Origin of the sequence: Chthoniobacter flavus Ellin428 (assembly GCF_000173075.1) — a bacterium.
GTDB classification, from domain to species: Bacteria; Verrucomicrobiota; Verrucomicrobiia; order Chthoniobacterales; family Chthoniobacteraceae; genus Chthoniobacter; species Chthoniobacter flavus.
Map to the genome: position 1 here is coordinate 1 of NZ_ABVL01000015.1, position 14,305 is coordinate 14,305.

Below are 14,305 nucleotides of genomic sequence, written 5' to 3' on the forward strand. Positions count from 1 at the left end.
CGACGTGCTCACCCGCCTGCCCAAGATGCTCATCACCGAGGTTCCCAGCATCACCCCGCAGGCTTGGGCCAAGGCCCAGCGCCAAGCGCCCGACCTCAAGGCCGCATCATAAGTTGCATAGCGTGAAGCTATGCAATCTACGCGAGCCCGCCGATCGATTGCGTCGTCAACCAAATCCGCATGGAGCCACGGATACCGCTTACGTTGGCACGGTCTTCGGTGCTGAACCGTCTAATTGCACCGGCGGGACTCTCACCCGCGTTGGCATTCCCTTCACGGGCGCACCAATAAATGTCGCCTGACCCCTATTTGCTATTTTCCTATTTTCTCTGACCCCTATTTTCTCCGGCATCGCCATCGCTCAGGCTTCATCAAGCTGCCCCGTAAGACATCGATGTTCACCAGTCACACCTTGAACCGTAAATCTCATACAACCGCGGCACGAGCCGCTTCGCTAAGTCCGGAGTGATTATGTCCACGCCTTTCTTGCCGCCTAGCTCGATGCGATCATAGTCGGTCGGCAGCACCTTCCAGCGCTCTTTTTTTGATTCGTCCCTCCACTGCGCACCAAATTTGCGCTTTCCAACTGCGACTGGCGCTGACGCAAAGGGATGGCTATCAAGGTTCAAGACTGTCTTGTAAATTGAGTAATCAAGCAGTTTGTCCGGATCTTCTTTAACGTCCAAATACGCAGCATTTGTCGCACCCACAACTCCTTCAGTGTACACGCCGAAATCTTCGTCATCCAGCGTCCCCTCATGGAGTAGAAAAGCGGCGGTCAAATGTGCCGGTGTAAACAAGGCCTCCTCACAGCGCGAATAAATTTGAATGAACTCCAGCAATTCCTCCAGTTGCATTGGCTCAAGGGACTTCTCCAATGTGGTATAAGGATTAGGCGACGCAACAGCCTCACCTATAAGTCTCCAGAATAATTTTTCGTTCATTGCGAGTTTTCCGCGTGTTTCATGAATGACTGCTGCAGCATCAGCGTCACCGAATCCGGCGCCCCAAACGCATTTCCAACCAATACTCCGAGGTACGCTCCGGTTGCCGGGTTGGGATTACGTTGATACATTTGCAATTGCTCGTGAATTTCATCCGCTGCGGCCTGATTTCCTCCAGTCACCTCACCAGCAACCATGAATGCCAATCCTATTGCCAGCCCGTAAGCGGTGCCTCGTCCTGGCTTTAGTCGCACCTTTTCAGACGCCGTCCATTTGCCTTCGATATTGACTTCAGTCCGCGGTTTTCCGGCCATCTTGGGTTCGAACATCTCGGTGTATTGCGCCGCCTTTTCTTCACCGATAATGCCTTTGCCCAGGCTGCCCTCCTCCTCACCGATTTTGTTGATGACTTTGTAGTCGGGATACTTCTCCATGGCTGCTTCCAGTTGCGCTCGTTCCATGGATTTCACGGTGTTCGCACGGGCGGAATTCTCGGGAATCCCGTTCTCCTTCGCAACCTGCTTCCATTTATCATCCACGACAACATCGTCATAGGTCCTGATGGTACCCTCTTTATCCAGCAACTCCCTGGCCTGATGTCTTGAGTTCTCGTGTCTGGATGGAGTTCCTCCCTCGGCCATAACACCCGGCCCATTCACCTGGCCAACATACAACTCCTTCGACTCGTGATTGATAGCCGTATAAACTTGTCCAATTGTTTCTTCCGCCAACCCCTCTGGATCAAACCTGGTCCAAGGATTCTGTCGGACATAGGCATACACATTCGGGCCGTCGATGAAGCCGGCCGGATCGCGGGTGATGAAGGTGCCGGTCTCGAGGTCCCGGTAGCGCATGCCCTCATCAAGCAGGCCGGTGGGGTCTTCTTCCTTGGTGTTGGCCTTTTGGCGATCCTGGGTGGTGCCGAATTCGGCGGGACGGGTGCCGAAGGCTTCGTAGCTGGCCTGCCAGGTGACGGCGCCGCTGCTGTCGGTCCGAGCGGTGACATCACCGCGGCGGTCGTAGTGGTCGTAGCTCGGGTTGCCGCCACGCATGCTGTAGAGGACGCCGCCCACTCCGCCGCCCCAATCGCTGCCCCGCACGTACTCTACGGAAAGTTGAGAGGTGAGCGGTGAGAGTTGAGAGTATTCCTGGACGCTGGTCCCGCCACTGAAGACCATTTGCGTCGTGCTGGCATTCTCCGTCCGCGCTACCCGCCGGGTGCGGTAGTCGTAGACGTAGCTGTAGGTGCCGGGGACGGTTGAGAGTTGAGGGTTGAGAGTTGAGAGACTCAGACTCACCAAGCGGTTTTCAACGTCGTAGCGATAAACGTCGGTCGTGCCGCTCACCGTCCGCGATATCCGGTTGCCATTGAAATCGTAACCGTAGGAGGCGCCCTTGCCGGCGGTATCGCTCCAGGTGGTCAGCTGGTTGAGATTGTTGTAGGTATAGGTCGCCACCACGCCATTGGCCGTCTTCTTGAAGCGGTTGTTGGCCGCGTCGTATTCGTAGCTGATGTTGCTCACCAACTGGCCGCTCGGTCCGGTGATGACCTCGCTGGTCAACCGGTCGGCATTGTCGTAGCCCATGCTCACCGTGCGCGGGGCGACCCCGGCGGTGTATTCGGTCGAACTGCGCAGGTTGCCCACCCCGTCGCAGAGCGACAGGTAATGGTAGAGAGTCCCCCGGGCGGAAACTCCCTCTTCCTCATACGCCCGTCCAAGGCCGTCGTAAGACGTCGTCACGGCATCGGCATTGGGCAGCGTCTTGATGACCACATTCCCGCCCAAGTCGTAACCGTAGGTCGTCGCGCGGGCCCCTTCGGTCAAGGTACTCAGACGATTGAGCGCATCGTAGGTGGAGAAGATGAGCCGTCCATTGCCGCCACCGGCCAGCCCATACTGCACCCCCAGCCGGTTGCCGGCCAGGTCGTAGCGATAGGTGTGCGTCGCGCCATTGCTCGTCTCGGTCAATACCCGGTGCAGGGCATCGTAAGTGTAGCCGGCGTCGGCCGTGCTGCCCTTCGCCGGTTCGGTCACCGACAACAGATTACCCGTCAGATCGTAGCCATACGTCCGATTATCCGTCCCCGGCGCCGGGTAGGTCACGGAAGTCAGCCGATTCCGCAGATCGTAGCCATAGCTGGTGAGTTGCCCCAGCGCATCGGTGCGCGAGACCTTGTTGAGCGCATCGTAGCCCAGCGTGGTCGTTTTCCCGGCCGCATCGGTGGTCGTCGTATTCCGGTTCAAGCCATCGTAGGCAAAGGTCGTCTGTTGATTCAGCCCGTCCTTGACCGAAATCCGGTTGCCAACCTCATCGTAGCCATAGGTGACGGTGATATTCGCGGCGTCGGTGGTCGTTTGCAGACGATTGACAAAATCATACGTGTTCGTGGTCGTATGATGGTTGGCGTCCGTCACCGTCAGCACGTTGCCCACGGCATCATAGCCCTTCGTCGTCGCGGGACGGACAGCTTGCGCCCCTCCCACCAGCAACACCGGAGGCGCCGTCACCGTCACCGGTCGGTTGGCTTCGTCGTAGGCCGTCTCCGTGGTAAACCCACGTGCATCCTGGACCCAAAGCACATTCCCCACGTAATCGTAACCGGTGTAAATCGTCGGTCGCGAGGCTGCCCCGTTCTCCGCATTCGTCACGGAGGGCTGGTCTTCCTCGATCTTGCGATTGCGGACGTCGTAGACGTAGTCCCATTCATTACCCAAGGGGTTCTTCGTCGAGATGACGTTGCCGGCATCGTCATAACCCGTGTGGGTCGTCGGCTGCTTCAGGTGTCCGGTCCGATCGACCTGTTCGGGGTTCAACCCATCGTCCACGGCCGGTCCGAGCACCTCGACCGGCCGGCCGGCAGCGTCATACTGCGTCTCGGTCACATTTCCCAGCTCATCCTGGACCAACCACTTCAGGCCCGTGGAGGTGTAGGTCGCAAATGTCTCCGTATTGTCCGCATATTTCACATGCGTCGGCCGATTCAGCGCATCGAAATCCGTCGTCGTCGTATGCAGGAGCGGGTCAACCACCGAGGTGGGATTGCCCACATTGTCATAACCGGTAGTAGTTGCGGAAAACAGTGGCGGAGTCAGCCGGTATTGAACGCTCTTACCCGTGGCGTGATACAGCTGATCATAGGTCATCGTCGTCACATAGCCGCGCGGATCCTGGATCGTCGTCGGCTTGAACCCGGAACTGTCGAAGGCGTGGGAACCTGAATTTGGACCGCTATAATCGTAAGTGGTGGTATGGTTAAGAGCGTCCGTAACCGAGGTCAGACGCATCAGACCGTCATATCCAAACGTGGTTTGGTTACCATCCGGGTCGATAACCGATTGTTTGGGTTCGACGGCATTCCTATAACCGTATTGCGTCACGACGTCACCGGCGGCCACGGTCCGGGTTTGTAGGGTCACCCGATTCAGGGCGTCGTATGCAAAACTGGTTTGATGGCCATTTTCATCTACCTCATGCCATTTTGTTCCATTCGCATAGTACTCGATCGTTTTTGCCGAACCATCAGCATACACGACCCTCGTCAGCCGATTTCGTGCATCGTATTCGAAACCGGTAGTATTCCCTCTCGGATCCGTCGCCGAAATCTTATTCCCGTTGTTATCGTAGGTGTAAGAAGTCGTCAGTTTCAAGCCGTCGGGATCCACGACTTCCTGCTGCACACGCCCATTCCCATCGAGGACATATTGCGTGACCAAATCATGCACCCAATCCGCCTCCCCAAAGCTGCGCACGGTTTTTAGGGTTACGACGCCCGGGAAAGTGTCGCTGTAGGCAAAATCCGTCTCCTGCACCAGCGGGGTGTCGTCACCGTGTTGATAGACGTATTCGCTCGTCCGCCGTCCGGAGGGGTCTATGTCGTAGGCTTTCTTGCGGCCATTCTCATCCGTGACCGAGGCCATGATCCGGTAGGGCCCATAGGTAAATGATTTGGTGTTCCCCGCCGCATCGGTTTGCGAAGTCGGATCCGGATAGAAGGTGGCAAATCCGGCCCAGGGGAAAACAGACGCATAAAGACCTCCGGCGGGAGCGGAATATTGTTCCGTATAAGCATAGCTCGTCGTGTTCGTACTGAGATCAGTCACCGCGGCCAGCGCCAAACCAGCCTTGGGATCGAACTGAAACGACTCGCCCTTGCCACCCCCATAATCGATGCTCATGGATTGGTAGAATACCACTCTCGGTGGCGGCCCAGTGCTCACGAGTTCTCCCACGGTGAAGATCGTGCCTCCTCCCCACGAATAGGTAATGCCATTTCCGCCGGCATCCGTTATCACTGACTCACGGAGACTGTCATCAGACAAAACCATCTGGATCTGGCCATTCACTGGCGGTACCAGGGCCACTTTCGACGCACCTTTCGAAAACGTCGCGTGCCCCAGCCCTCCTGGAAGTAAAACCGATGTCACATACGAAGAACCACCCGTCTCCTGAAAGGGACCGCTTTGGGTGTCCCAAGCAAAGCGAGTATTGTCGAATGCGTAGGTAAATTCATACCCATTCCCGTTGGGATCGGTAATTTTCGTAACATCGATATGATACTTGTCGGTCGGATGACTCTGCGTGACATCGATCGGCGACTGGTCTGGCTCGATAGTTAGAGCAGCATCGTAATTGGTGACCTGGCCGTCCGGACCGGTCACGCTGGACAAAACGGTTTCGTTAAAAATGATGTCGTTGTAGGTGTACTGAAGGGTTTTATACCCATAGGAATATTGGTTCCCGTTCGGGTCCCAAACATGGGTGATGTGCCCACTGGCATCCTGGTCAATGGAAAGGACCAAACCCGAACTTGACGTGATCGTCTGTGGGATTAGCGTCGTCGCGTTTGGGGGATAGGCGTAGGTCAATGTATTGCTTAAGCGATCGGTAATGGTCAAAACAGGATAAGAAATTGTCACAGTCTCACCGGTTCCAGCATCGCGGTCCCCCTTGATGTCCTGCGTGATCCCCTCCGTCGAAAAGACGATTTTCGTTCCGTATCGATCGGTAAACGTGGCTCCGTCCGAAGAAAGCGTGGTCAAATAGTCGCTATTTTCGCGGCTATCGGAGGGAATGGGGACGTAAGCCTGCCCACCGCCGGTGCCGACGCGGACAAAGCGGTGCCGGGCGCCATTCTGGTCCACCACAGAGGTATAGGCAACTCGATCAGAACCCACACCGACCTCTTTGTGTGCGCCGAGATTGGAAGTCCATCCCGCTCCAAATGGGCGGTCGAAGCGCTCGTGCGGCCGAAGACCGCTCTTCATGTTCCATACCTCGGAAGAGGTGTCGCGACGGGCCGAAAGGGTCAGATCGCTTCCAGCCAAGGGCACGTAGACATCCGTGGTCGAGTGCCGCAACTCAAGGGTAAGAGCATCAATATACGTTTCTTCTTTTTCTTCGTCGGACTCCGCCGTTTGTTGCGGTTTTTCATCCGCCAAAGGACGTCCGTTCAAACCGATCTTGCGATAGCGTGAGCCCGAAGCTTCGTCGAAGGGTACGGTGTAGACATTAGGAGACGGAGGAGTGTCTCCGACAGTGGCGACTTTCGTGAAAGTGACATGGTCCGTGCCGAGGTCTACTCCCGCCCAGTCTTGAGAAACCGTAATCGTGACCGATTCCCCCACCGCCGCCCAGCCATCGGGCGTCACTATCAAATGCGGCGCTGTCTTGAAGACCTCCCCATCGTAAACGGGGTTTCCCGAAGCGTCAGTGACAGCGAAGTCGCCGGGATCGGAGATTTGCACCGTCCAAGTGCCTCCGACCGCGGCCACGGTTTCGACGTCAACCGTCCCATTCAGCCCATTTTGGCCAGTTGCATCCGGCGACCGGACCACCGGCGAGACGGTCTTGCGCATTTGCGAGTTCAGAACGACGGCAGTAACCGCGTTGGGGTCGGGAGAGCTGGGATCGCCGACGTAGCCCGTTCCGGCCAGGTTGATTCCAGTGGTAAGCCAATAAGTGCCTATGGCGCCGTCCGGCTTAAACACGTCTGGCTTAGTCGTAGGGTCGATGCCGATCACACCGCTCTCCGTGTTCGTTCCGCCGGTGATTGTGTCAGTTCCCACGATCTGCGGAGGCGGCGGATTATCGTTCCACGTCTGAAAATCCTCGGGATCCAGTCCAGGCGGTGGTAACTGCACAAAGATCTTGTATACCTTCAAACTCGCCGGCGCAGATGGGCAGAGGCTGGCTTTGTAATAGTTTTGACCGAAACCGATTTGATCATTGTCGGTATTTCTGCTCCGAAAGGTTGGCGCATAGCCAGCCGTCCAGTCCCGGGAGTCGGCATAGACGGCAGAATTTTGAATCGTATCCTGGAAAAATTGGTCCGGAGTATACTCGTTGTCCAGATCGACTGTCAGAGTTTGGCTATTTCCTGTTCCCCCTCCCGTCAATTCATACTCGTAGTGTGTTTGCGTCGTAGTTTCTGTCCCAAGCCCGATTTGCTCTAACAAATCAAAGCCGCCCCAGTCAGATCCGTCCAACGTCCCCGTCCAAGTTCCGTCTTGATTTTGAGTCGCGGAACCGTCGGTTTCCTTGGTGGAATTTTGACTTTTTACAATTTCCGTATAAGTTTCGTTGTTACCGGTGTTATATGTTATTGAGCCGTCGAGGGACATCGTTTCTATCGAGCTGCCGCTTTCCGTGATAGTAGTATCGCTATCCGGCTTTTGCGTGTCTTCCTCTTCGGTATCGCGTTTCAGATAATGTGTAACCGGAGTTCCCGCAAAACTCTTGAAGCCAGGGTTCCCACGGGTAACGTTATTCGTCTGCGAAAGCCAACCTTTAAAGAACGGGACTGAGAACGCAACGCTGTCTGAAGCAACGGTCTTCCCATCGGCCAAAGTTACGACGATCTTATAGGTATAAGATTGATTCGCAAGGCGATCTCCGTCATAAAAATCCACCGTCGACGGGTCAGCCGCACCCACCGTTTCCCATCCGTCAACTCCCGTACTACGCAGAACCGTGACAGAGACAGCCGTGCTTTGGAACACAGTCCACTCCAAATCGGCCATCGTCGGATCATAGGTGGTAATCCCCGTATCGAAGTCAGTGTTTAAGGTGCCACTTACCGTCAAAACCGGTGGAACCAGTTTACTCTTGCCCGTGTCAGGAATGGAACCATCGGGATTCGGATCGAGTTGCGGGCCTGCGCCGCCCCCTCCCGGCGAAGCAGTCCCGTAGGTGGGAGGCAGTGCAGTATTCCCTCCATTGCCAAGCCGTCCGGGATGCGCATTCGGGTTCGACATCCCGCCTTCGATCGACCGCAGGATCGCCGGCAGAAGGCTGCCGTCCGAATTCAGAGCCACGTCAAAACTAAACGCCATCTTCAACTGGCCGATATTGGCCATGACGTAATTCGGAGTCTTGTCCCCCGCCCCGGCCTGGTTCCACGGATCGTTCGGATTCCAGGGATAGTCATAAGCCCAAGTGCCCGGATAGCCGTGCAGGATGAGATTGAATTGGGTGTTGTAACCCACCGCCAGCAGCCGCCGGTAAAACGGGGCGACCACGGCTTTGAGTTGACCTAGATTAATCGGCGCGTAGTTGGCCGCGCGAAACGCGGCGATTTGCTCCGGGGTGTAATTCTGCCCCGCCCGCGGCTCAAAGCCGGCCACCAAGGCATTGATTTCATTGCCCGCTCCGCCGACCGCCGCCAGCTTCTGGTCGAGATGCTTCTTGGCCTGGCTGGCGACATACTTTAGCTGGCCGAGATTCGCCGGCGCAAAATTACTCGGCGCCGCCCCCGCGCCAATGATGCGTGTCTGGGCGCTATCATCCACCCACCAACCCGGGATCGTCGCCGCGTATTGCGGCACGATCAGTTGCGCCATGACCAAGCAGATGACAAAAAAACGAAGAATCCGTACGAGCACCATATGCCAGGCTGGTTTTTTCGACCTTAATTGCCGAAGTCGCCCATGAGGATGTCCCCTTGCGGGGCAATCCGGATGGCGCCGTTGATGTAGGACACTCCTTCGGGATCGAAAATAATCGTCGGGGTCGTGCCATCCGTTGGGGCAAATAACGAGAGCCGGTTGGACGAATCCAATTGCATGACCGCTTGGTGATTCGCGGAGCCATCGGTTATCGCATGACTCCAGATCCAATTCGCCGAAGCCAGCGAACTACCCAAACGGAACAAAGCCTGTTGCCCGCCGGCGGGCGGCGTAAAGGAGAGCAAAAGGCCGGGATTCGAAGCTTGGCTCAGGTCCAACCAGCTTCCCAAGGTGAAGCTGTTCCCATGCACATCGAGGCTGCCGGCCACGTCGGTAAAACCGCCACTATTCGATACTCCAGTCGAAGCCGCCAGATTGTGCCCGCCAGTATCCGTGGCCGTGATCGTCGCCGTGTTGCTGCTGCCATCCGCACCAGTCACGGTCACGGTATCGCCCCCACTGCCGAAGGCGAATTGGTGGGTCGTCGCGTTGTAGCTGCCCGTAATGGCGGCCGCTCCCGCACCCGGAACATAACTGACCGAGCCGTTCTGATAAATCGTCAGACTTTGGCCCAGCGGTCCCGTATACACATCCCCAGGCGTGCCCGCATTCGTGAGGGCCGCTGATGCCAGCGAATCATATTTCAGCGCGCTACCATTCACCGCTATTTGTGGCGGATTTCCATCCGTAGGGACGCTTGACGGAGGCGACACGCTCACTATCGCACCATTCGTCACATTCGTGAAACCAATCAAACCGTCCCAATTTCCCTGGAACGAACTGCTCTGACCATACTTTCCGGTCACAAACCCCTGAAAGCCCGTGCTCGCATCCACCCAATTCCAACTCAACACCACTGTCAGATCATACGCGGATGCCCGATAGCTGACTCCACCGTTGCGCGGAAAACCAGCACCAGAATCATACTGGCTCCCAGAAACCATCGCGCAGATGATACCGTTAATGTAAAGCTGCTGAGGATAGATATTCGTCGCTGGCCAGCCGCCAATCGCGTTGATCATCGTTTCACCAGACGCCGCCTGGAACTTGTAGGGCGGAGCTGTGTAGTTGCCGTTCTCATCCTGCACCAAATAAACTCCGTCCGAAAGATTGGCATATTTCACGCCCCAAGAGGCAGGTCGGCGAAAAGTATACACCGTCGACATGGACGCTCCCGTTCCAACAATATTGTGTCCGGGGCCGTCGGAACCAAAAAGAAACGTCATTCCCAAGCTAAGTTCCCCTGGGAGTAGATCGCCATTGGAATCCAGCGCTAGAATGTCGGCCGTGCCGGGCGCACCCTGAAAATTAAACACCCCGGGAGAAGTCCACGTTCCGCCGGTAGAAAATGAACCGTGCAACGCCACTACTGTATCATCTGAAGCGACTATCACGGTGTAATCCCCACTGCCGTCGCCCGCATTCCAATAGACGCTCTTTCCATCTGCTGTAGTGAAATAATATGAAAGCAGATGGTTATCCCAGGAAATGAGCGCAGGCCCATTGGTACTACTTAAGGTTGCCGGCGAAAAGGTGATGGCCACCCAACTCGGCAAACCAGAAATGACCCCGGAACTCGGGTCTATTGACCCGGTAAACAAAGTTCCATTCCAGTAGCCCCAAATGGAAGAACTCGAATAGTAGAGTGTATTGGAACCCCCAATATTGGCCGAAAGGGTAATCCCCACCGTCTCGCCAGTGGCCGAATCCAGATAGGTGACATTTTCGGAAAGGCTCCCCGTACCAGGCGAGTAGCTCGTCGTCTCATAATCATACTCACGGCCGTTCACATACATCGCCTGGGCGAGATCGATGAAAACGTTGGAAACGGGCCACTCCCCCCTCCCATCGAAGGTGACGTTCGAGGAGCCGTCATAAAAATACCAAGGCGAAGAGCCTTCTTGAAAGAATGTGGCGCCAATATTCTCCAACCGAGCCACATATGCCGTCCCATTGTAAAATGGGCCGGCAGTGGCCCAACCCTGAATCGGACTGTGATCAATGACCGTGATTCCGGGTAAATTATCGAGGAAGGTGACGCCGTCCGCCGCCACTGCAAACGCCGCGGACGGTTGGGGACCTATCTGGTGGCTCGAAGGGTCGTAGATCCCGTACCAAGTACCATTGTTATCGTAAACATTATACGACGAATCAACGATCCAGTTGCTATCGTAAATATCTCCGTAGAGCGTGACATCTTCGCCGTTGATGGGAACAACCAAATAATCCGTCGTCCCGGTATAACTGACAAAATCACTTCCATAGACGATCTTCGGCGGGCCATAGGTCTGCGCCCTCGCCTCCAAGGAACAAAAGCCGAGAAGCACGACAGCCAAGGCCAGATACACCGCGAGGCGTCGCGGGAGAGTGCCGTCCCGGTTGCGAGGCTCTTTCCAAGCGCTAGACTCCGGAAAGCATCGAGGAAAAAAGGGCGTGGAGGTCATCATCGTATGGAGAAATGAAGTACCAATCGTAACGAGCGGGAGTTGATTACGCAGTGGAGTGAACATAGGTGCGCGAAGGACGTTGGGTGTTGCCGGGGAGACTGCCAGACGGGGCGCTGCGGTGTGGGGGCTTCTGCAGACAGGGCACGCAGCCGAAGAACCTTGAGGAACAACCGGCGAGTCGGCTCCGAAGAGTGTGAAAGCGAAAGGGCAACGGATTCATTGCCCAGCCTCTCCTGCAGGGAAACACTCCGTAGGGAAAAGCAGGAGGAACAAAGAAATAGCTGGAGCACCCCAAGTCCGCCGGACGTTGACCATCTTACCATTTGCCTTACAATCTATGTAATGGGCCTCCATGAAACGGGCTGGATTTAATCCGATCGATCGCAATCCCGTCAACCATTTTTAATCAAAAATGTTATGTAGGTATTACTCTGCAATTATTTTGCCGTTGGCGGAAAATGTCGCCAAACGGCGACATGATGCCTTGCGAGACCATGGGGAGACAGGAGCAGTCAACCATGGGCTGCTGCCCAAATGGTGACTGCTGCTAGTCGCTGAGATTTAAGTCACGGGATAGAGTTTTTGCGTTCCTTCGCCAGTGGAAGAAAAGCCCGAATCGACCCGATTGCTGGCAGTTGCCCCGAAGTGAATGCTTTTCCCGAATTTTCTCTACCCCCTTCCCGAAACGCCCATTTGGCTGGGGAGGCTTTCAGCTTTTAATTGCTCGAGGCGACGAAGGCATACGAAGCCTGATCGAATTCAAACCGGACCACTATGAGGCTCACAATAATCAGGATGTTTGCCCTTTTCGAAATGGGGCAGACGGCCGCGGCAGTCCAATCTTGTCAGCGCGCGGTCCACCTCCAACCCGACTAAAGTTCTGCTCACGACAACCTTGGCAATGCATTACGAAATGCAGGGAAACTGGACGGCACCGTCGCGGCCTTCCACCGGGTGCTCCTCTTGAAACTGGAATTCGTCGACGCCTGAAACAATCTCGGCGTGGCCCCCCGAATTCACTTGCGTTTGGGCGCCGCAAACTATGGTTGGTAAATTCTATCGAATGCGCCCCGTAACAGTCCACGACATGCTGGAAGTCGCTCGCCACCACCACAGGGCCGGGAGATTGGCGGAAGCCGAGCAACTTTACCGCCAGATCCTGGCGTTGCAGCCTCGTCATGCAGAGGCACTGCATCTTTTAGGGGTTCTTGCCCACCAGGTGGGCCGCAACGATCTCGCGACAGATTGGATTCAGCAATCCATCGCTATAGATGCCAACAATATGGCCGCTTATTCCAGTCTCGCCCAGGTTAAGTGCGCCCAAGGGCTATTGGAAGACGCAGCAATCACGTTGCGACAAGCGGCCCAAAAATGTCCCGCCTCGGCGGAGATTTACGGAAACCTCGGGGTGATACTTCTTCATCAGAAGCACTTTGAAGAAGCGATTCTCGCTCTGCGTCGCGCCATTCACCTCAATCCCGATTTTGCAGACGCATTCAGCAATCTCGGCGCCGCACTTGCACAAACAGGAAACCTCAACGAGGCACTCGGCGCGTATCGTCGCGCGATCGCTCTCAAACCCAATTTCGCGGAGGCCCACAATAATTTTGGCAACGCGTTGCGGGAACTCGGAGAATTAGCAGGCTGCTGAAAAAGCGGGGAATTTTGAGGTGAGGCCACTCAAATTCACGAAAAGAGGTTAGTTTTTGCGTTTTGCGGTGGCCGTGCACCGCGTTTTCTCGCCCCGTGCGCCAACTCCGGGCGCACTCCGCCACACCCGGGCGCTCACGCGCCCACCTCCGTGGGTGGTGGGGCCGCCATCATCGCTTCCAAGTTGAGTTTGGCCAGGCGCAGTAAGTTGTAGGTTGCTACCACCATTTGCCCGCAAAAGTGGGTCCGCTCCACACCGCGATAGCGCGTCTTGCGGAACCCGCCGGTGGTTTTCATCCAGCCGAAGATTTCTTCGATCCGTTTGCGGATGCGCTGACTGGTTTGGTAGCCCTTCTTTTTCGTTCGCCCATCAAAGCCTTCAACCCGTCGGTCTTTGACTTCGGCGACGTGCGGGGCCACCCCCAGTTCGCGGCAACCCTGGACGAAGTCCTTGCTGTGGTAACCTTTGTCCGCTCCCACCGTGCGGGGCGCAAACTCCCGGTCGGGCAATTCCCGGATTTGCGCCAGCGCTTGGCCGCTCTCGGTCACCCCCACCGAAGGCGTGACCTCGAAGTGCACGCACAAGCCAGTGCGATTCTCCATGACCGCGTGACCGGCAAAGCAGAGCTTGGCTTCTTTGCCCGCACCCTTGCGCAGTAACTTCGCCTGCGGATCGGTCGTGCTCTGATGGGTGTCATTGCTGCGTTTCTCCCCATGGAAGTCCTGCCACGGATTGCCTGCTCCAGGGCCCTGCGGCGGCTCGTCCTTCGGGCGAAAGCTCTTCATGCTCGCCCACGCTTCGATCAGGGTTCCGTCCACGCTGAAGTGCTCGTTGCTCGCCCAGCGTCCCGCGCGCGCCAACTCCACCACCCGGGCGAAGAAGATTTCCGCGGCGGCATGCCGGATCAGCCGCTCCTGGTTCTTACTAAAGCTACTGGCATCGAAGATCGCTTCCTCTTCATCGGGATTGATCTCCAAAAACCATTGGAAAAGCAGGTCATAGCGCAGCCGCTCACAAAACTGCCGGTCACTGCGCACCGTATAGAGGGCCATCAATACTTTGGCGCCCAACAAGCGCTCCGGCGGAATCGAGCTCCGCCCGCCCTCGGCATAAAGATCATCAAAGTAACTATCCAATTCCCGAAAGACTTTCCCGATCAGACGCTTGATCTCGCGAATCGGATGCCGCTCCGGAATCCGGCTCTCGACGTTGAGCAAAGTAATCAGGCTGGTTTGGGCAGTGGAACGTCCTCGCATCCCTGACCAACCCGCTCGCGCAGGTAAGGTTGTACTTTTTCTGACGAACTCCTTCTTTTTT

Annotated in this window: 5 protein-coding genes; 1 reads left to right on the top strand and 4 read right to left on the bottom strand. The window is 56.2% G+C overall.

The window, feature by feature from the left end:
* Nucleotides 1–398 precede the first annotated feature (398 nt).
* The 3 genes from CFE428DRAFT_RS21230 to CFE428DRAFT_RS21240 all read right to left on the bottom strand — a co-directional run bounded on the left by CFE428DRAFT_RS21230 (nucleotide 399) and on the right by CFE428DRAFT_RS21240 (nucleotide 11,337).
* Complete coding sequence (locus tag CFE428DRAFT_RS21230) at nucleotides 399–944, bottom strand: DUF4240 domain-containing protein (protein ID WP_042725491.1); 546 nt, start codon at nucleotides 942–944, stop codon at nucleotides 399–401.
* A complete protein-coding gene (locus tag CFE428DRAFT_RS34135; RefSeq protein ID WP_162145297.1) occupies nucleotides 941–8,785 on the bottom strand; it encodes an RHS repeat-associated core domain-containing protein in 7,845 nt (2,614 codons plus the stop codon). Before CFE428DRAFT_RS34135 ends, CFE428DRAFT_RS21230 begins: the two co-directional genes overlap by 4 nt.
* A 68-nt stretch (nucleotides 8,786–8,853) precedes the next feature.
* On the bottom strand, nucleotides 8,854–11,337 hold the full coding sequence (locus CFE428DRAFT_RS21240) for an autotransporter outer membrane beta-barrel domain-containing protein (RefSeq protein ID WP_042725492.1): 2,484 nt from the start codon (nucleotides 11,335–11,337) through the stop codon (nucleotides 8,854–8,856).
* A gap of 1,087 nt (nucleotides 11,338–12,424) precedes the next feature.
* On the opposite strand from CFE428DRAFT_RS21240, the gene CFE428DRAFT_RS21245 reads away from it, so the two are divergent.
* Complete coding sequence (locus CFE428DRAFT_RS21245; RefSeq protein WP_162145298.1) at nucleotides 12,425–12,988, top strand: tetratricopeptide repeat protein; 564 nt, start codon at nucleotides 12,425–12,427, stop codon at nucleotides 12,986–12,988.
* A gap of 134 nt (nucleotides 12,989–13,122) precedes the next feature.
* Here the strand turns inward: CFE428DRAFT_RS21245 and CFE428DRAFT_RS21250 are convergent, their stop codons facing one another.
* Nucleotides 13,123–14,244, bottom strand: a complete 1,122-nt coding sequence (locus CFE428DRAFT_RS21250; RefSeq protein WP_006981710.1) for an IS5-like element ISCfl1 family transposase — start codon at nucleotides 14,242–14,244, stop codon at nucleotides 13,123–13,125.
* Nucleotides 14,245–14,305 lie beyond the last annotated feature (61 nt).

Excerpts from the sequence above, each read along its gene's own strand:
- CFE428DRAFT_RS21230 (WP_042725491.1), bottom strand. The coding sequence starts at position 944 with ATGAACGAAAAATTATTCTGGAGACTTATAGGTGAGGCTGTTGCGTCG.
- CFE428DRAFT_RS34135 (WP_162145297.1), bottom strand. The coding sequence starts at position 8,785 with ATGGCGCAACTGATCGTGCCGCAATACGCGGCGACGATCCCGGGTTGG.
- CFE428DRAFT_RS21240 (WP_042725492.1), bottom strand. The coding sequence starts at position 11,337 with ATGATGACCTCCACGCCCTTTTTTCCTCGATGCTTTCCGGAGTCTAGC.
- CFE428DRAFT_RS21245 (WP_162145298.1), top strand. The coding sequence starts at position 12,425 with ATGCTGGAAGTCGCTCGCCACCACCACAGGGCCGGGAGATTGGCGGAA.
- CFE428DRAFT_RS21250 (WP_006981710.1), bottom strand. The coding sequence starts at position 14,244 with ATGCGAGGACGTTCCACTGCCCAAACCAGCCTGATTACTTTGCTCAAC.